Here is a 17,619-nt window from a genome sequence, read left to right on the forward strand (position 1 = left end):
GACGGTACATTAAAAGACGGACTCAGAGGGCGCGGGGTCGCGCCATCTGCGCGAACATTGCGAGGACGCGCATGATTCAGGCACCTCAGTTCACCGACGCGGGCGTCGGGACCCGATCCGCACACGCGGAGCAACTCCTGGAAATGTACCGTCGGATGCGCCGCATCCGCCGCTTCGAGGAGCGGGCTTCCGACCTGTACAAGGCGACGGAGATCCCAGGCTTCCTGCACCTGTCCATCGGACAGGAGGCCACCGCCGTGGGCGCCTGCTGGCCGCTGGGAGAACGCGACGGCATCACCTCCACCCACCGCGGTCACGGGCATGTCCTGGCCAAGGGCCTGGACTCCGCCTCGATGATGGCCGAGCTGATGGGCAAGGACGCGGGCACCTGTCATGGCCGTGGCGGCTCGATGCACATCGCGGACCCCGGCCTCGGGATCTACGGCGCCAACGGCATCGTCGGCGCGGGCCTGCCCATCGCCGCCGGCGTGGCCACCGCCGCCAAGCTGCGCGCCGCCGGCGACGTGGTGGTGGCGTTCTTCGGGGACGGCGCGGTCGCCCAGGGCATGTTCCACGAGGCGGTGAACCTGGCCGCCGTATGGGACCTGCCCGTCGTCTTCCTCTGCGAGAACAACCACTACTCCGAGTTCTCGCCCGCCTCCGAGCAGCACCGCGCCCCGCTCTCCGCCCGCGCCGCCGGGTACGGCATCGGCTACGCGCACGTCGACGGCAACGACGTCCTCGCGGTGGCCGGGATGATGACCGACGTCGTCGACAGGCTGCGCAAGGGCGGCGGCCCGGTGCTGGTGGAGGCGGAGACCTACCGGTGGCACGGCCACTACGAGGGCGACCCCGAGCGCTATCGCAGCTCCGAGGAGGTCGCCGCCGCCAAGGAGCGCGACCCGCTGCTGGTCGCCCGCCGCGCTCTGGCCGAGGCGGGCGTGCCGGCCGCCCTCGCCGACGCCGTCGACGAGGAGATCGACAACGAGATCGAGGCGGCGGTGCAGTGGGCGCGCGGTCTGTCCGAGCCCGCCCCGGAGACGCTGTACGACTTCGTCTCCGCACCCCGCACGGCCGTGCCCGAGCCCGCTCCGGCCCAGGGCGAGATCTTCCGCTCCATGGACGCCGTACGCCTCGCCCTGGAGCACGAGTTGACGGCGGATCCGTCCGTCTTCGTCGCCGGGATCGACGTCGGCGCGGGCGGCAACGTCTTCGGCCTCACCCGCGGCCTCGCCGAGGCCTTCCCCGGCCGGGTACGGGACACCCCGATCAGCGAGAGCGCCATCCTCGGCACGGCGGTCGGGGCGGCCATGGCCGGGATGAAGCCGGTCGTCGAGATCATGTACATGGACTTCATCGGCGTCTGCCTCGACATGCTGCTCAACCAGGCCGCCAAGCTCCGCTTCATGACCGGCGGCCGGGCTTCCCTGCCGCTCGTCGTGCGCACCCAGTTCGGGGCCGGCCGCTCCTCCGGCAGCCAGCACTCGCAGAGCCTGGAGGCGCTCCTCGCCCACATCCCCGGCCTGACCGTGGTGATGCCCTCCAACCCCGCCGACACCTACGGTCTGCTGCGCGCCGCCATCCAGGACCCCAACCCGGTGGTCTTCGTGGAGAACCGCCTGCAGTACGGCCTCAAGGGCCCGCGCCCGCCGGAGGACCACCTGGTGCCGCTGGGCAGGGCGAAGGTCGTCCGCGAGGGCACGGACGTCACCCTCGTCTCCTGGTCGCGGATGGTCCAGGACTGCCTGGCCGCCGCCGAGCTGCTCGCGGCCGAGGGCGTGAGCGTCGAGGTCGTCGACCTGCGGACGATCTCCCCGCTGGACCGCGAGACCGTCCTCGCCTCCCTCGCCAAGACCAACCGCCTGGTCATCGCACACGAGGCGGTACGGGACTTCGGGGTCGGCGCGGAGCTGGCCGCGCTCGCCGTCGACGAGGGCTTCTGGCATCTCGACGCACCGGTCACCCGGGTGGCGCCGCCGTCGATGCCGGCCCCGTACGCCCCGTCGCTGGAACGCCTGTGGCTCCCGTCCCGGGACACCATCGCGGAGACGGTACGGCGGATCGCGGCCGTCTGAGCCGTGCGGCCGGAGCGGGCCTTTCACGACGTACACGGCGAAGGGCCCCCGGGATCGGATCCCGGGGGCCCTTCGCCGGTGTCGGGCCGTCAGACGGTGGCGACCGGCGTCAGCGGGCTGCCCTGCGTCCCCGGCAGGTTCAGCGGGGGCGCGGTGAGCAGGAAGCGGCTGCGGCGGTGCTCGCGCAGCCAGGCCGCCAGGTCGTGCAGGTACCACAGCTCGCCCATCGGGACGCCCAGCTTGAACAGGCACAGATGGTGCAGCGGCAGCAGGGTGTGGGGGCCCTGGGCCTGGGTGACCCCCACGCCCTCGATCGCGTAGTTGTCCGACGCGATGGCGGAGATCTGCGACTCGGCGATCCAGGCGAGCAGCTCCGGGTCGTCCGCGTCGAGGTAGGCCGCCGTCTGGTGGATGGCCACGGGGTCGGGGTTCTTCTCCCAGGCGAGGATCTGGGTGGCGAAGCCCGTGTGCAGCAGGAGGATGTCGCCGGGCTCGACCACGACCTCGTCCGCCGCCATGATCTCCTGGAGCTGGGCGAAGTTGACCGCCTGATAGCCGGTGCCCAGGTGGTGGGCGATGTCGATGAGGACGCCGCGGCCCTGGACGCCGTGCTGGGCCATGTGCTCCAGGCCCAGGTGGCGGGCGAACCCGACGCTGCCGCTGCCGTCGCCCTTGGCGTCGTCCTGGGGCCCGACGATGTCGGCGTCGGGCCGGTAGCCGTTGTAGTAGACCGGCTCGGCGACCCCGTCGCCGTCGGCGTCGAACTCGGCGCCCTGGTGGGCGAGGGAGTCCCACTGCGTCGAGTACTGCAGCCACAGGGTGACCACGTCGTCGGACCACACGTCGATGAGGTCGGGCGAGAAGTGCTCGCTCGCCCTGATGTTGTAGAAGACGTCCTGCTTGTGCTGGAGGTCCTCGGTGGGCCGCAGGATCGGCGGGTAGCGCCGCTGGTTCAGGGCCGTCCCGCCCGGATAGTCGAGCGGCAGGCTCAGGCTGAAGGTGATCCCGTGCTCCACCTCCCGCACCCCCTGCAGGACCTTCTGCGGGGTCAGCAGGTTGATGCGCCCCAGCTCGTCGTCCTCACCGAACTCGCCCCAGGTCGAGCCGGGCGGACGCTGCTTCCAACGCTTGGTCACGATGTTGCCTCCTCGTGCGACGGTCCACGTTGACAGTCGACCAGTATGCTATGGAGATTGTACCGTTCGGTCAACAAATCTTTGATGCTGTGGTGAGTAGCCTCTCCCTTAATCTCGCCAAGAGCAATAGACTGTGTGGTCGAAACAATCTGGAGGAACTAATGAGTGATTCCACAGCGGCGTGGGTCGCGGCGGGCGTGCGATCCGTGATAGGGGCGCACACCCAGGCCCAGGACGCCGGACGTACGGACGACGTCGTCGCGCTGTACACCCCCGACGCGGTGCTGGAACTGCCGGGCATGGACCCCATCGAGGGGCATGACGCGCTGCGCGAGGCCTTCAAGTCGTGGGCGCCGACGCAGCCGCAGCTGCACCTGGTGACCAACACCGTCGTCGTCTCCCGGGCCGAGGGCGAGGCGACCGCGACCAGCGACGTGGCCTTCCTCCAGCGGGGCGAGTCCGGCTGGGCGGTGCAGCTCGTCGGGCACTACGAGGACACGCTGCGCCGTGACGAGGGCGGGTGGCGGCTGCACCGCAGGAGCACCACCTTCCAGTAGTCCCCCTGTCCAGTAGTCCCACCCTCTCACCCTTGGGAGCGAGATGAGCACATCGACCGAGGCCTCGGTCGCGGCGAACGTCCAGGCCGCGATCGCCGCCTACGCACAGGCGCTGGACACCGGACGCCTCGACGACGTGGCCGAGCTGTTCTGGCCCGACGGCGTCGCCGAGATCGCCGGCATCGGCACCTTCGAAGGCCAGGAGGCCATACGCAAGGGGTACTCGGCCTTCGCCCCGACCCAGCCCCAACTCCACCTGACGGCCAACACCGTCGTCACCTCGTGGACGCAGGACGAGGCGACCGCCGTGAGCAACCTCGCGTTCTTCCAGCGCGGCGAGGCGGGCTGGGCGGTGCTGCTCGTGGGCCGCTACGACGACACGCTCAGCCGGCGTGACGGCGTCTGGCGGTTCCAGCGGCGGGTGACGACCTTCCTGCAGTAGCGCCGAGTGCGAGACGGCGGGGCCGGTCGGGGATGGTTCAGCAGCCCCGACCGGCCCCGCCGCGGTGTTCAGGCGTCGTCCTTCTCCATGGCCTTGGAGAAGGTGAACGTCGCGTACTCGTTCTGCCTGACGGCGGCGACGGTCTCCAGGAGCGCCCACCGACCCGTCGGGTTCAGCAGTTGCTTGACCGGCTTGCCGGGGATGTTGGCCCCGTAGAAGTAGCTGCTCTCCAGGAAGGAGGACTGCGTGCTGCTGTTCATCTGTTCCGTCCACTCCTCCTCGGCGCCGGCGGCCGCCTCGACGACGTCGTGGCCGTGGTCGCGCGCGTGGACGAGCGCGTCGGTGACGAGCTCCACCTGGTCGCCGGCGTACCGCGGGTTGTTGCCCGTCGCGCCGTGCGGTCCGCCGGGGAAGAAGAAGTTCGGGAAGCCGGCCGCCGCGATCCCGAGGTAGGTGCGCGGACCCTCCGCCCAGTACTCCTTCAGCGGGAGGCCCTGACGGCCGCGCACACCGAGCCGGTTGAGGGCGCCGGTGCCGAAGTCGTAGCCGGTCGCCCAGATGATGATGTCGAACTCCTCGACACCCGCGGAGGTTTCGATCCCGTCCTCGGTGATGCGGGTGATCGGCGTCTCGTTGATGTCGACGAGGGAGACGTTCGGCTTGTTGTACGCCTCGTAGTAGCCGGTTCCGAAGGGAGGCCGCCGACCGCCGTAGCCGTGTCCCTTGGGGATCAGCTTCTCCGCCGTCTCCGGGTCCTTGACGATGCCGCGGATCTTGTCGGCCATGAACGCGCACCACTCCGCGTTCACGGTCTCGTTCGTCAGCATGTCCCAGTAGTGCTCGGACAGCTTGGTGAAGCCGGGCCCGTTCCACCGAGTCTCGTAGAACTCCTGGCGCTGCTCCGGGGTGTCGTCGAGGCCGGAACGCATGGTGATCTGGTGGAGGAAGCCGCTCGGCGAGGTGTTCAGCGTGTCGCGGATGGACTCGTAGTTCGCCTTGAGCTCGGCCTGCTCCTCCGGCGTGATCGGCCCGTTGTTGAGCGGGGTGAGCCAGTCGGCCTGCTTCTGGTAGACCGTGAGTTGGGCCACGTCGTCCGCGATCGCGGGGACGATCTGCACACCGCTGGATCCGGTGCCGATCTGGGCCACCCGCTTGCCGCTGAAGTCGACGGGGGTCTTCGGCCAGCGGCTGGTGTGGTGCTGCTCGCCGCGGAAGTCCTCGCGTCCCGGGATGGCGGGGATGAACGGCACCGAGAGGTTACCGGTCGCCGCGACGACGTAGCGGGCCCGGAACTCGGTGCCGTCGCTGCCCCGTACGGTCCAGGTCCCGGACGGCTCGTCGTAGACGGCCTCGGTCACCTTGACCCCGAGCCGGATGTCGCGCCGCAGGTCGAACCGGTCGACGACGTGGTTGAAGTAGCGCTCGATCTCGGGCTGGCCCGCGAACTTCTCCGACCACTCCCACTCCTCCCACAGCTCCTTCGAGAACAGGTAGCCGTAGGTGTAGCTCTCGGAGTCGAAGCGCGCCTCGGGGTAGCGGTTCCAGTACCAGGTCCCGCCCACACCGGTGCCCGCCTCGATCAGCCGCGCCGAGAACCCGGCCTCGCGCGCCAGGTACAGCTGGTAGATGCCGGTGACGCCGGCTCCGATGACCAGGACGTCGGTCCAGGCGCTCGACACCTTCGTCGATTCGCTCATCTGCCCTCCAAGGTGACAGGGGCGGTGGTGCTCCTGCGGTGATTCATAGTTCGACCGGTCGATCGAATATTCAGACCGAGCGTAGATGAGGGGGTCGGTGCGGGCAATGGGCGCGGTGGCGAACGTTTTGTGCGTCGACCCGCTTCAGCCATTGATTGTACCGACCGTTTGATCTAACTTTCCGGTCAAGGCGATGGCCGCCTTCTCGTGCAAGCAGGAGCCGCATATGAACGCGAAGACCGCCGAGGAGTCCGAGGAGCCCGCAGCCGGCTCGGATCTGCGGGCCGCGGGTCTCGAAGCCCTGCGCGCGGTGCTGCCCGGGGTGTTTCCCGAGGGTGACGTCGACCTGCGGGACGGACAAGTGGGTGAGGAACTTGTCGAGATCGGCCTGACGACCGTGTTCGGCTCCCTGTGGGCCCGCAAGGGGCTCGGGTTCCGGGACCGCAGCCTGGTCACGCTGGGCATCCTGATCGCGCTCGGCGCCGAGTCGGAGCTGAAGACCCACGTCCGGATCGCGCTGACCAACGGACTGACCGAGGACGAGATCGCCGAGGTCATCTACCACTCCGCCGGATACGCCGGCTACCCCCGCGCCACGGCGGCCCGCACCGCCGCCCGCGAGGCACTGGCCCGTTGACCGGGCCCGCCCGGCGGATCCGCAAGAGGCACTAAGGAGCACGCATGTCACTGCAAGGAAAGGTCGCCGTGGTCACCGGCGGCGCCCGGGGCATCGGTCAGGGGATCGCGAAGGTCCTGGCGGCCAAGGGCGCAGCCGTCGCGGTCTGGGACCTGAACCTCGAAGGCGCCGAGAAGACGGTCGCCACGATCCAGGAAGCGGGCGGCAAGGCGATCGCCGTGGGCGGCGACGCCTCCGACGCCGCCGCGGTGGCGGCCGCGGCCGCCCGCACCCGCGAGGAGCTCGGACCGGTCGCCATCCTCGTCAACAACGCCGGGACGACCGCCTACCAGCCCTTCACCGACATCACCGAGGACGCCTGGGACCGCATGATCGGCATCAACCTGAAGGGGCCGTTCCTGGTCACCAAGGAGCTGGTGCCGGACATGCTGGCGGCCGGCTGGGGCCGGATCGTCAACATCTCCTCCTCGTCGGCGCAGACCGGCGCGCCCGCCATGGCCCACTACGCGGCGTCCAAGGGCGGTGTCATCGGCCTGACCCGGGCGCTGGCGATCGAGTACATCGACAAGGGCATCACCGTCAACCACGTCCCGCCCGGGTTCATCGACACCCCGCTGGTCCGCCAGGGCCCCGTCGACGTGGAGGCGGTCGCCGCCACCATGCCGATGAAGCGGGCCGGCACCCCCGAGGACGTCGCGTACGCGGTGGCCTATCTGGCCTCCCCGGAGGCGAGCTACGTCACCGGTCAGACGCTCAGCGCGAACGGCGGGCGCTACCTGGTGTGAGTCCGGGCCGGAGCCCGGTCTTCTGGACGGAGCCCCGTCTATTGATTGTACCGACCGTTAGGTCTATATTTCCCGCACAGTCCGGACCCCGGGCACGCCGCAATGGAGCCGCGCATGAGGATCGACAACGACAACGGGGACCGCGGGACAGTCCCGGCCAGCGTCCTGGTGGTGGGCGCGTCAGCGTCCGGACTGACCACGGTGGAGGCGCTGCGGCGCACGGGGTACGCCGGAGCCGTCACGGTCCTCGGCGACGAGCCGCACCCTCCTTACGACCGGCCGCCGCTGTCCAAGCAGGTCCTCTCCGGCGCCTGGGAACCGGGCCGGGCCGAACTGCGGACCGCCGAGGTCCTGTCGGACCTGAACGCCGACTTCTGTCTGGGCGACCGGGCGACCGCGCTGCACGTGCCCACGCGGACCGTGCGGACGGAGTCCGGGCGGGAGCTGCGGGCGGACGCGATCGTGATCGCCACCGGGGTGCGGGCCCGGACGCTCCCGGGCCAGGAGCCCCTGGCCGGTGTGCACGTGCTGCGCAGCCTCGACGACGCGCTCGCCCTGCGGGAGGACCTGCGGACCGCCACCCGGCTGGTGGTCGTCGGCGAGGGCGTCCTCGGCTCCGAGATCGCGGCCACCGCGCGCACCCTCGGCCTCGACGTCACCCTCACCGGCCCGCTCGCCGCCCCGATGGCCCTGCAGGTGGGCCCGCTGGTGTCGGAAGCGCTGGCGGAACTGCACACCGAACGCGGAGTACGGCTGCGGCTGGGCGCCGGCGTCGCGGGCCTGACCGGCGAGCGGGGCCGGGTCACCGGCGTGGCGCTCGGCACGGGCGAGGTGCTGCCGGCCGACGTGGTGGTCGTCGCGATCGGCGCGTCCCCGGCGACGGACTGGCTGACGGACAGCGGTCTCGAGCTGGACAACGGCGTGGTGTGCGACTCACGGAGCCGGGCGGAGGACGGGATCTACGCCGTCGGCGACGTGGCCCGCTTCCACCACGAGCACCTCGGCCGTCTGGTCCGCCTGGAGAACCGTACGAACGCCACGGAGCAGGCCATCGCCGTCGCCGCCGACATCCTCGGCGAGGGCCGGCCGTATCTGCCGGTGCCGTACTTCTGGACCGACCAGTTCGACGCCAAGCTCCAGGTCCACGGCTTCCTTCCTCCCGACGCCGAAGCGGACGTCGTCGAGGGCGACCTGTCGGCCCGCCGGTTCGTGGTCCGCTACCGCAGCGAGGGCCGCGTCACGGGGGTGCTCGGCTGGAACATGCCGAAGCAGACGCGCCTGCGCCGCCAGGAGGTCGTCGACGCCCTCCCACGCCCGGACGCCACGCGCGCGGGGGCACCCCTGTTCGCGTCGACCCCTACCCACTGAACGATCAGGAGAGACCCATGAAGGTTGTCGTCGACGAGGACAAGTGCGTCGCCGCCGGACAGTGCGTGTCCGCCGCCATGGACGTGTTCGACCAGCGCGACGAGGACGGCATCGTCGTCCTGCTCAACGAGAACCCGCCGCCGGAGCTGGCCGACGACGTCCGCAACGCGGCCGCCGTGTGCCCGGCGCTGGCCATCCGCATCGAGGAATAGCTCCCCCCGGACTTCGGCCCCGGCAGCCCCGGGGCTCCCCCTTTACCCCCCACGTATCTGGAGGAAACGACCATGACCGAGGCCGATGTCCGGCTCGCCCCCGACGAGCCGGTCTACTACTACCAGGACGACAGGGACGCCAAGTGCCCCTACGCCCCGCCGCCCGGACTGCGGGCCCTCAACGACGAGGCGCCCATCTCCCGGGGCCGGATCTGGGACGGCAGCACCCCCTGGCTCGTCACGGGCCACGCCGCGCAGCGCGCGATCCTGTCCGACCCCCGGGTGAGCTCGGACGACAAGCAGGCCGGGTTCCCGTACCCGAACCAGGCCATGGCGGAGAACGCCCCCCACCACCCGCTCACGATCTTCAACGCCGACGGCGCCGACCACACCCGGATCCGCCGGATGATGACCCGCCCGTTCACCCGCCCCCGGATGGAGGCGCTGCGCCCGGAGATCCAGCGGTTCACCGACGAGCTCATCGACAAGATGCTGGCGGGCCCGAAGCCCGTCAACCTGACGACCGCGCTGTCCCTGCCGCTGCCCTCGCTGATGATCTGCGCGCTGCTCGGAGTGCCGTACGAGGATCACGAGTTCTTCCAGAAGCACGCCCGCGTGGCGACCACGAGCGAGAAGACGGCCGAGGACGACCGTGCGGCGGGCGAGGCGCTGGGCGGCTATCTGGCCAATCTGCTGCAGGTCAAGATGGAGACGCCGGCCGATGACGTGCTCTCGGACTTCGCGGCGCGGATCAAGGCGGGGGACCTCACCCTTCCCGAGGCCACGCTGCTGTCCATGATCCTGCTGATCGCCGGGCACGAGACCAGCGCGACCATGATCACACTGGGCACCGGCCTGCTGCTGGACAACCCCGAACAGCTGCGGCTGCTGCGGGAGACGGACGACCCGAAGATCGTCGCGAACGCGGTCGACGAGATCCTGCGCTATCTGACCGTCGCCACGTTCGGGCAGCGGCGCATCGCCCGTGAGGACTTCGCGTTCGAGGGTGCGGACATCAAGGCCGGGGACGGCATCATCGTCCCGCTGCCCGCGGGGAACTGGGACCCGGTGGCGTTCCCCGACCCGGAGCGGCTCGACCTCACCCGCAAGGCGACCCACCACCACGCCTTCGGCTGGGGCATCCACCAGTGCCTCGGCCAGCAGCTCGCCCGCATCGAGCTCCAGGTCGTCTACGGCACGCTCTACCGGCGCATCCCGACCCTGCGCCTCGCGGTCGACCGCGACGAGCTGAAGTTCCGGCCGGCCGACGCGTTGGCCTTCGGCGTCAGCGAGTTGCCCGTCACCTGGTAGCCGTCACCCGGCAGCCGAGCACCACCCCGATCAGCGCAGGGCGCCCGGAGCCGCCGGACACCGCCCGACAACGTACGGAGTCACCCATGAGCGAGTTCAGCTTCGAAGGGCGCGTGGCGGTCGTCACCGGCGCGGGCCGTGGTCTCGGCCGGGCCTACGCCCGCCTTCTGGCGGAGCAGGGCGCGAAGGTCGTCGTCAACGACCTCGGCGGATCGATGGAGGGCGAGGGCGCCGACGCCGGCCCCGCGCAGAAGGTCGTGGACGAGATCAGGGCCGCCGGCGGCGAGGCCGTCGCCGACACGCACGACGTGTCCACGGAGGCGGGCGGCCGGGCGATCGTCGACTCCGCGATCGAGCACTTCGGCCGGATCGACGTCCTCGTCAACAACGCCGGGATCATCCGGTGGGCGGGCCTGCCCGAGGTCGACCTCGACAACCTCGAACGGCATCTCGCCGTCCACCTGATCGGCTCCTTCAACACGCTGCGGGCCGCCTGGCCGCACTTCGTCGAACAGGGCTACGGCAGGGTCGTGCTGACGACGTCGAGCGGTGTCCTGGGACTTCCCAACAACCTGTCGTACGCGGCGGCGAAGGGCGGCACGATCGGGCTGGCGCGCAGCGCGAAACTGGCGGGCGAGCCGCACAACATCAAGGTCAACCTGATCGCGCCGGCGGCGATGACCCGGATGGGCGGGGGAGAGCCGCCCGAGGACGCCCCGCCGACGCCCGGTCAGCCGTACATGCCGTCGAACGCGGTCGCCCCCATGGTCGCGTACCTCGCGCATGAGAACTGCCCGGTCAGCGGGGAGATCTACACGGCCGGGGCGGGCCGCTTCGCGCGGCTGTTCATCGCCTCCACCGAGGGATACGCCCACGAGGACGGGCCCGCCTCGATCGAGGACGTCGCCAGGAACTGGGACGCCATCAACGAGGAGAAGGACTACTACGTCCCCTCCGACCTGATGGCGTGGTCGGGATCCTTCCTCAAGCACCAGTTCTCCTAGGCCCACCCAGAGCGTGCCCGTGCCGGAGTCGTCCTGCCCTTGATACTCCGGTACGGGCACTTCGCGCGCCTGGCGGACCGGGTCAGGCGGCGGACCGCCCGTTGTCCACGGGCAGGACGACGCCGTTGATGTTCCTCGCGGCCTCGGAGGCGAGGAAGAGGACGACGTCCGCGTGCTCCGCCGACTCGGCCGCCCTGCCCGACGGGGCCGCGCCGCAGGCGCAGACAAGGCTGGGATCGGCGCCGGCTCCGCCGGGGGCGGCGATGGCGTTGGCGCGAATGCCCTGGTCGCGGTGGCGCACGGCAAGGGACTTCACCAGGCCTACGACGCCGTGCGCGACGGCGGTGCAGGCGGCGCCCGCGGCGCCGCCGCGCAGACCGGCCTCGGAGACGGTGAGGACGATCGCCCCGCGCCCCTTGGCCAACATGTGCGGCAGCGCGGCGCGGATCAGCAGGTAGGGCGCGGTCAGACCCGCCTCGATGACGCGGCGCCACTCGGCGTCGTCGGCGACATCGGTGACGTCGGTGGCGTCGGTGTGGCGGGTGTCGGCGAGGGCGGTCGTCCGGTGCGGTATCCCGGTGTCGTCGACCAGGACGTCCAGCCCGCCGAAGGCCCCTACGGCCATCGTGACGACCTCGTCCACCACGCGCGGGTCACAGGGATCGCCGATCACCGCGCAGGCGGCGCCACCCGCATAGGAAATGGTCTTGACCACCTGAGCTGCGGCGGCCGCGTCCCGGTCGGCGACCACGACCTTGGCGCCCAGCGCGGCGAAACCGAGGGCCGAGGCCCGTCCGATGCCGGATCCCGCGCCGTTGACGACGACACTCCGCCCTTCGAGATCGCCGTCGCTCGTCATATGACTCCTGGCTCTCACGTCGTTCCCTGCCTCGTGTGTTCGGCTGCCTCGTCGCTCGGTCGGCGCTCGGGGAACAGGTCGAAACCGGTGCCGGAAGAGCGACGACCTTGTGTCGTCAACCATCCCGGCACCGGGTCGTCCCCACGAGGGAGCGCGCTCCCGAACCTGTGGTGCAGTCGGCTACACCGGTGCGCTGCGCGAGACGGTCGGCGCGAAACGGTCGGGCAAGGCGGTCGAGGGAGGAGAGGGCGTCGCAGGGCGTCTGTCAACTCGCCTTGCCTGTAAGGCAATTGTTCGGGCTCTCGGTGGCCCTCGCCCGGGATGCGGGCCTACCATCGCTGAATACCCCTGGGGGTATTGATCGCGGCAGTGCAGCAGAGCGCCAGTGCAGCAGAGCACCAGTGCAGCAGTGCAGCAGACAGTGAGGAGAGTCCGTCGTGTCTTCCGTGTCTTCCCCGCCCTCCGCCTCCCTCCCCGCCTCCGCCCGTGACCACCACCAGGTGCTGATCGTCGGCGGCGGCACCGCCGGGATCACGGTCGCCGCCCGGCTGTGTCGCGCGGGCGTCGTCGATGTCGCGGTGCTCGAGCCGGCCGACGTCCACTGGTACCAGCCGCTGTGGACCCTGGTCGGCGGCGGCCGGGCCCCGCTCGGCGTCACCCGCCGCTCCGAAGCCTCCGTGATGCCCCGGCGGGCGCGTTGGATCCGCGAGGCCGCCGTCGCCGTAGACCCCGAGGAGGGGACCGTCACGACCCGAGCGGGCCGTGTCATCGGCTACGACTTCCTGGTGATGGCTCCCGGTCTGCAGCTGGACTGGGGAGAGGTCCCCGGACTGGACGCCGCCGTCGGGCACGGCGCGGTCTCCAGCAACTACTCCGCCGAGCACGCTCCCTACACCTGGGAGCTGATCCGCGGCCTGCGCTCGGGCACCGCGGTCTTCACCCAGCCCGCCGGCCCGGTGAAGTGCGGCGGCGCCCCGCAGAAGATCGCCTATCTCGCCGCCGACCACTGGCGCAGGCAGGGCGTTCTGGACCGCATCCGAGTGGTCCTCGTGCTGCCCGCCGACTCCCTGTTCGGGGTGCCGGTCTGGCGTCGTGCCCTGGAACGGGTCGCCGACCGCTACGGCATCGAGGTCCGCCTGAACTCCGAGATGACCGCCGTGGACGGCGCGGCCCGCAGGCTGACCCTCGCCGACCGCTCCACCGGCGCCGAGGAGAGCCTCGCCTTCGACCTGCTCCACGCCGTACCGCCGCAGAGCGCCCCCGACTGGGTCGAGCGCAGCCCTCTCGCCGCCTCTGCGAGCCCCTACGGCTACGTCGAGGTGGACAAGCACACCCTCCAACACCCGCGCCACGCCAACGTCTTCGCTCTGGGCGACGTCGCCGACCTGCCCACCTCCAAGACGGGCGCCGCCGTCCGCAAGCAGGCCCCCGTTCTGGTCGCCAACCTGCTGGCCGAGCTGGCAGGCGAACGCGGCGGTCGGCGGCGCCGCTACGACGGCTACACGTCCTGCCCGCTGGTCACCGCCCGCGACAGGGTGCTCCTCGCCGAGTTCGACTACGACCACAACCCCGCCCCCAGCATTCCCCTGCTCGACACCACCAAGGAGCGCCGCGACATGTGGCTGCTCAAGCGCTACGGCCTGCCCGCCCTGTACTGGCACGGCATGCTCAAAGGTCGCGCCTGACCGCCTGACCGCCTGGCCGTCTCGAGGCCTGGCCCGGCTGGCCGGCTGACAGTCCCCTGAAAATACCCCCGGGGGTACCCGTGCTACTGTCGTTCATATACCCCCGGGGGTACATCTCCGAGGTGGATCTCCGACGGAAAGGAGTCACCGGCGTGTTCTTCGTCGATGCCATCGAGTTGGCGGGTCTCGGCAACCGCAGTTACCTCGCGGGCGGTGAGCACACCGCGGTGGCGGTGGATCCACCGCGGGACGTCGACCAGGTCCTGGCCGTGGCTGCCCGCCGCGGGGTGCGGATATCCCATGTCGTGGAGACGCACCTCCACAACGACTACGTCACCGGCGGCCTCGAGTTGGCGCGGATCACCGGCGCCGCCTATCTGGTCCCGGCCGACGCCCGGGTGTCCTTCGCCCGGACCCCGGTCCGGGACGGGGACGTCGTCGAAGTCGACGGTCCGGCCGGTCTGACCCTGCGGGCCATGGCCACCCCCGGTCACACCCCGCACCACACCGCGTACGTCCTGGAGGAGGACGGACTGGCGGTCGCGGTGTTCACCGGCGGTTCGCTGCTCATCGGCACGGTCGGCCGCCCCGATCTCGTCGAGCCGCGACTGACCGCACACCTGGCCCGTGCCCAGCACGCCTCCGCACACCGGCTCGCGGCCGAACTCCCGGACGAGACCGCCGTGTTGCCCACCCATGGCTTCGGCAGCTTCTGCTCCGCCGGCCGGTCCGACGGCAGTGACAGCACCATCGGCAAGGAGAGGACGGCGAACGAGGCGCTCACCCGGGACGTCGAGACCTTCGTCTCCGACCTGCTCGCCGGGCTCGACGCCGTCCCCGCCTACTACACGCACATGGGACCGGCCAACGCCGCCGGACCCGCGCCGGTCGACCTCACCCCGCCCGCCGTGGCCGATGCCGAGGAGATCGCCGCGCGGCTGGCCGCGGGGGAGTGGGTGGTGGATCTGCGCAACCGGGTCGCCTTCGCCGGCGGGCATGTCTCGGGCTCGTTCAACTTCGAGGCCGAAGGCCAACTCGCCACGTATCTGGCCTGGTTGATCCCCTGGGGCAAACCGGTGACCCTGCTCGCGGAGTCGGCCGGTCAACTGGCCGCAGCCCAGCGGGAACTCGTCCGGGTCGGCATCGACCGGCCCGCCGCCGCGGCCACCGGCGAGCCGTCGGGCTGGGTGCGTGAGGGCGAGGCGCTGGGGTCCTTCCGGCGCGCCGCCTTCGCCGACCTCGCCGACCTCGCCGAGCGGAGGGGAGCCGGGAGCGGGTCCGGGAGTTCGTCCGGGAGCGAGGGCGTCGTCGTGCTGGACGTCCGGCGCGCCTCCGAACGCGCCGGAGGCTTCATCGCGGGCTCGGTCCACATCCCCCTGCACACCCTGCATCGTCGCCTCGACGAGATCCCGGCGGGCGAGGTGTGGGTGCACTGCGCCGGCGGGATGCGCGCCGCCGTCGCCGCCTCCCTGCTGGCCGCGGCGGGCCGTGCCGTCGTCGCCGTGGACGACGCCTACGGCAACGCGGAGGCGGCGGGGCTCGTCGTCCGGGAGGCCGGAAGGGCTGAGGAGGGAAGGACTCGATGAACGTGTCGTTCCCCCACGACCCGGGCCGGGTCGGCGTCGAGGAGGCGATGGCGCGCGCCGGTGACGGCGCCGCCGTGCTGCTCGACGTCCGTGAACCCGACGAGTGGCAGGCGGGCCACGCCCCCGGCGCCGTGCACCTGCCCCTGTCGGCGCTGGAGGCCGGCGCCGGTCTGCCCGCCGGGGCGGAGGGGCGGCCCCTGGTCGTCGTCTGCCGCTCCGGCAACCGCTCCCGCAAGGCCGCCGAACTGCTGACCGCCCAGGGCGTCGAAGCCGTCGACGTGATCGGCGGGATGCGGGACTGGGCGCGCTCCGGACTGCCCGTGGTGGACACGCGAGGCGAGGACGGCACCGTCGCGTGAGCGCTCTGATACTCGCCCTGGCCGCCGGGGCCGTCATCGGCCTGGCGCTCGGGGCGCTCGGGGGCGGCGGCAGCGTCCTCGCCGTCCCCGCCCTGATCTATCTGCTCGGGTTCACCCCGATCGCGGCCACCACGGCCGGCCTCGTCATCGTCGCCGTCACCTCGGCCACCGCCCTGCCCGCGCACGCCCGCGACGGCCATGTGCGCTGGCGCACCGGTCTGCTGTTCGCGGCGGCCGGCATCGGCCCCGCCGTCCTCGGCGGGGCCCTCGCGAGCCGCCTTTCGGAGTCGGCCCTGACCTGCGCGTTCGCCGCCGTCGCGGCGGTGGCCGCGGTGCGGATGCTGCGCCCGGGGCGCACACCGGCCACCGGGCCCGTACGGCCGCTGCGGGCGGCCGGGGCCGGCGCGGGCCTGGGCGCGGTCACCGGGGTGCTGGGCGTCGGCGGAGGCTTCCTGGCCGTACCGGCCCTGGTCGGGGTGCTCGGCCTGGCGATGCGCGAGGCGGTCGGCACCAGCCTGCTGGTCATCTCCGTCAACTCCACGGCCGCCCTGGCCATGCGCGCGGGTACGGCCGACGGGCTGGACTGGGCCGTCATCGGCCCGTTCGCCGCGGCCGCGGTGCTCGGCGCGTGGGACGGCAAACGCCTGGCCGCCAGGGTCTCCGGGGGCGCGCTCCAGCGGATCTTCGCGCTGGTGCTGCTGGCGGTGGCCGCCGTCATGCTGATCGACGTGGCGGTGTGATGCGCGCCGACCGCCCCGGGGCGGCGCCGGGCCGGTGCAGGACGGGCGGGCGCGCCCCGGGCCTCAGGCCAGCGACAGGAAGAGCTTCTCCAGCCGGGCGCGCATCTGCTCCGACGTCTCGCCGTTGCGCTGCGCCTTCTCGGTGTCGGTGATGCACTGCTGAAGGCCGGTGGCGATGATCGCGAAGCCCGCCCGGTCCAGAGCCCGGGAAGCGGCGGCGAGTTGCGTGATGACCTCCTCGCAGTCCCGCCCGTCCTCGATCATCCGGATCACACCGGCGATCTGCCCCTGGGCCCGACGCAGCCGGTTCAGCACGGACTTGAGTTCGGCACCCGCGAGGTCCAGTTCCACGATCACTCCTCCATCAATACCCCTAGGGGTACTCTACGCCCCGGTCAGGGGTACCGTCGAAGACCAAGGATCACATCTGTCATGACTGCTCCCCTCCATTCCGCCGCCCCTGGCACGCCCGTCACCCCTGTCACCCCCGGCACTCTCGGCATCGACCAGGCCGGCGCCCGGCTGCACGAGCTGACCGTCATCGACGTACGGACACCGGGCGAGTACGCCTCGGGCCATCTGCCCGGCGCCCTCAACATCCCGCTGGACCACCTCCGGCGCGTGCTGCCCGACCTACGGAGGGCCTCAGAGCACGGCGACCTCCTCGTCGTATGCGCGTCCGGCGCCCGGTCCGCGAACGCCTGCGAGCTGCTCGCCGGGAACGGCGTCCCCGTCGCCACCCTGGCGGGCGGCACCGCCGCCTGGGCCGCCGCGGGCCACGACCTGCACCGTCCCACGGCCTGTGACATCCCCCGAGCCGTCTGGAGCATGGAACGCCAGGTGCGGCTGACGGCCGGCGCCGTCGTCCTCGCCGGACTCGGCCTCGGCCTGCTCGTGCACCCGGCCTTCCAGCTCCTCTCGGCGGGCGTCGCGGGCGGGCTGGTCCTCTCCGCGCTCACCGACACCTGCGGCATGGCGGCCCTGCTCGCCGAACTGCCCCACAACCGCGCCCGCCCGGCCGACCTGGCCACCACACTGGCCGCCCTCCGCAACCGCTGAGCCATCCGGACCCGCCCTCGGTCGATCGGCCGAGGGCGGGCCGGTCGACGTGCTCGCGCGGTGACCGTTCGGCCGAGGTGGGACACCTGGTCGGGGCGCGAGATTGG

General features: G+C 71.6%; 18 protein-coding genes. 14 read left to right on the top strand and 4 right to left on the bottom strand.

What is annotated here, in order from left to right:
- Positions 1-71: 71 nt before the first annotated feature.
- Positions 72-2,075, top strand: a complete 2,004-nt coding sequence (locus OG562_RS43595; protein WP_266408131.1) for a dehydrogenase E1 component subunit alpha/beta — start codon at positions 72-74, stop codon at positions 2,073-2,075.
- An 89-nt stretch (positions 2,076-2,164) separates the two neighbouring features.
- Here OG562_RS43595 and OG562_RS43600 read toward each other — a convergent pair whose 3' ends face one another.
- On the bottom strand, positions 2,165-3,211 hold the full coding sequence (locus OG562_RS43600) for a cyclase family protein (protein ID WP_266408134.1): 1,047 nt from the start codon (positions 3,209-3,211) through the stop codon (positions 2,165-2,167).
- 161 nt (positions 3,212-3,372) lie between these two features.
- Here OG562_RS43600 and OG562_RS43605 point away from each other — a divergent pair, with 161 nt between their 5' ends.
- Together OG562_RS43605 and OG562_RS43610 are read left to right on the top strand one after the other, a co-directional pair.
- Complete coding sequence (locus OG562_RS43605) at positions 3,373-3,768, top strand: nuclear transport factor 2 family protein (RefSeq protein WP_266408135.1); 396 nt, start codon at positions 3,373-3,375, stop codon at positions 3,766-3,768.
- Between the two features lie 43 nt (positions 3,769-3,811).
- On the top strand, positions 3,812-4,210 hold the full coding sequence (locus OG562_RS43610; RefSeq protein WP_266408137.1) for a nuclear transport factor 2 family protein: 399 nt from the start codon (positions 3,812-3,814) through the stop codon (positions 4,208-4,210).
- Between the two features lie 68 nt (positions 4,211-4,278).
- Here the strand turns inward: OG562_RS43610 and OG562_RS43615 are convergent, their stop codons facing one another.
- A complete protein-coding gene (locus OG562_RS43615) occupies positions 4,279-5,907 on the bottom strand; it encodes an NAD(P)/FAD-dependent oxidoreductase (RefSeq protein WP_266408138.1) in 1,629 nt (542 codons plus the stop codon).
- Positions 5,908-6,133: 226 nt separating this feature from the next.
- Here OG562_RS43615 and OG562_RS43620 point away from each other — a divergent pair, with 226 nt between their 5' ends.
- The 6 genes from OG562_RS43620 (at position 6,134) to OG562_RS43645 (ending at position 11,224) form a co-directional block, all read left to right on the top strand.
- Positions 6,134-6,544 carry a carboxymuconolactone decarboxylase family protein gene (locus tag OG562_RS43620; protein WP_266408141.1) on the top strand — a complete coding sequence of 137 codons (411 nt, stop codon included), beginning with the start codon at positions 6,134-6,136 and terminating at the stop codon, positions 6,542-6,544.
- Between the two features lie 44 nt (positions 6,545-6,588).
- Positions 6,589-7,329, top strand: a complete 741-nt coding sequence (locus OG562_RS43625) for an SDR family NAD(P)-dependent oxidoreductase (RefSeq protein ID WP_266408143.1) — start codon at positions 6,589-6,591, stop codon at positions 7,327-7,329.
- A gap of 114 nt (positions 7,330-7,443) precedes the next feature.
- Positions 7,444-8,697, top strand: a complete 1,254-nt coding sequence (locus OG562_RS43630; RefSeq protein ID WP_266408145.1) for an NAD(P)/FAD-dependent oxidoreductase — start codon at positions 7,444-7,446, stop codon at positions 8,695-8,697.
- Between the two features lie 17 nt (positions 8,698-8,714).
- Positions 8,715-8,909, top strand: a complete 195-nt coding sequence (locus tag OG562_RS43635; RefSeq protein ID WP_266408148.1) for a ferredoxin — start codon at positions 8,715-8,717, stop codon at positions 8,907-8,909.
- Positions 8,910-8,981: 72 nt separating this feature from the next.
- Positions 8,982-10,220: a cytochrome P450 gene (locus OG562_RS43640; RefSeq protein ID WP_266408151.1), complete on the top strand. Its 1,239-nt coding sequence runs from the start codon at positions 8,982-8,984 to the stop codon at positions 10,218-10,220.
- Positions 10,221-10,306: 86 nt separating this feature from the next.
- Complete coding sequence (locus tag OG562_RS43645) at positions 10,307-11,224, top strand: SDR family NAD(P)-dependent oxidoreductase (protein WP_266408154.1); 918 nt, start codon at positions 10,307-10,309, stop codon at positions 11,222-11,224.
- An 82-nt stretch (positions 11,225-11,306) separates the two neighbouring features.
- On the opposite strand, the gene OG562_RS43650 is transcribed toward OG562_RS43645, so the two are convergent.
- On the bottom strand, positions 11,307-12,083 hold the full coding sequence (locus OG562_RS43650) for an SDR family NAD(P)-dependent oxidoreductase (RefSeq protein WP_266408157.1): 777 nt from the start codon (positions 12,081-12,083) through the stop codon (positions 11,307-11,309).
- A 437-nt stretch (positions 12,084-12,520) separates the two neighbouring features.
- Between OG562_RS43650 and OG562_RS43655 the strand changes: the two genes are divergently transcribed.
- The 4 genes from OG562_RS43655 to OG562_RS43670 all read left to right on the top strand — a co-directional run bounded on the left by OG562_RS43655 (position 12,521) and on the right by OG562_RS43670 (position 16,453).
- Complete coding sequence (locus OG562_RS43655) at positions 12,521-13,768, top strand: FAD/NAD(P)-binding oxidoreductase (protein WP_266408159.1); 1,248 nt, start codon at positions 12,521-12,523, stop codon at positions 13,766-13,768.
- A 152-nt stretch (positions 13,769-13,920) separates the two neighbouring features.
- A complete protein-coding gene (locus OG562_RS43660; protein WP_266408161.1) occupies positions 13,921-15,354 on the top strand; it encodes an MBL fold metallo-hydrolase in 1,434 nt (477 codons plus the stop codon).
- Positions 15,351-15,713 carry a rhodanese-like domain-containing protein gene (locus OG562_RS43665; protein ID WP_266408163.1) on the top strand — a complete coding sequence of 121 codons (363 nt, stop codon included), beginning with the start codon at positions 15,351-15,353 and terminating at the stop codon, positions 15,711-15,713. The genes OG562_RS43660 and OG562_RS43665 overlap by 4 nt, the downstream gene beginning before the upstream one ends.
- Complete coding sequence (locus tag OG562_RS43670) at positions 15,710-16,453, top strand: sulfite exporter TauE/SafE family protein (protein WP_266408165.1); 744 nt, start codon at positions 15,710-15,712, stop codon at positions 16,451-16,453. The genes OG562_RS43665 and OG562_RS43670 overlap by 4 nt, the downstream gene beginning before the upstream one ends.
- 63 nt (positions 16,454-16,516) lie before the next feature.
- Here the strand turns inward: OG562_RS43670 and OG562_RS43675 are convergent, their stop codons facing one another.
- Positions 16,517-16,804, bottom strand: coding sequence for a metal-sensitive transcriptional regulator (locus OG562_RS43675; RefSeq protein ID WP_266408168.1), 288 nt, complete (start codon positions 16,802-16,804; stop codon positions 16,517-16,519).
- 81 nt (positions 16,805-16,885) lie between these two features.
- On the opposite strand from OG562_RS43675, the gene OG562_RS43680 reads away from it, so the two are divergent.
- Positions 16,886-17,512, top strand: a complete 627-nt coding sequence (locus tag OG562_RS43680; RefSeq protein WP_266408170.1) for a rhodanese-like domain-containing protein — start codon at positions 16,886-16,888, stop codon at positions 17,510-17,512.
- The last annotated feature ends 107 nt before the right edge of the window (positions 17,513-17,619 follow it).

This window comes from Streptomyces sp. NBC_01275, from assembly GCF_026340655.1.
Taxonomy (GTDB): domain Bacteria; phylum Actinomycetota; class Actinomycetes; order Streptomycetales; family Streptomycetaceae; genus Streptomyces.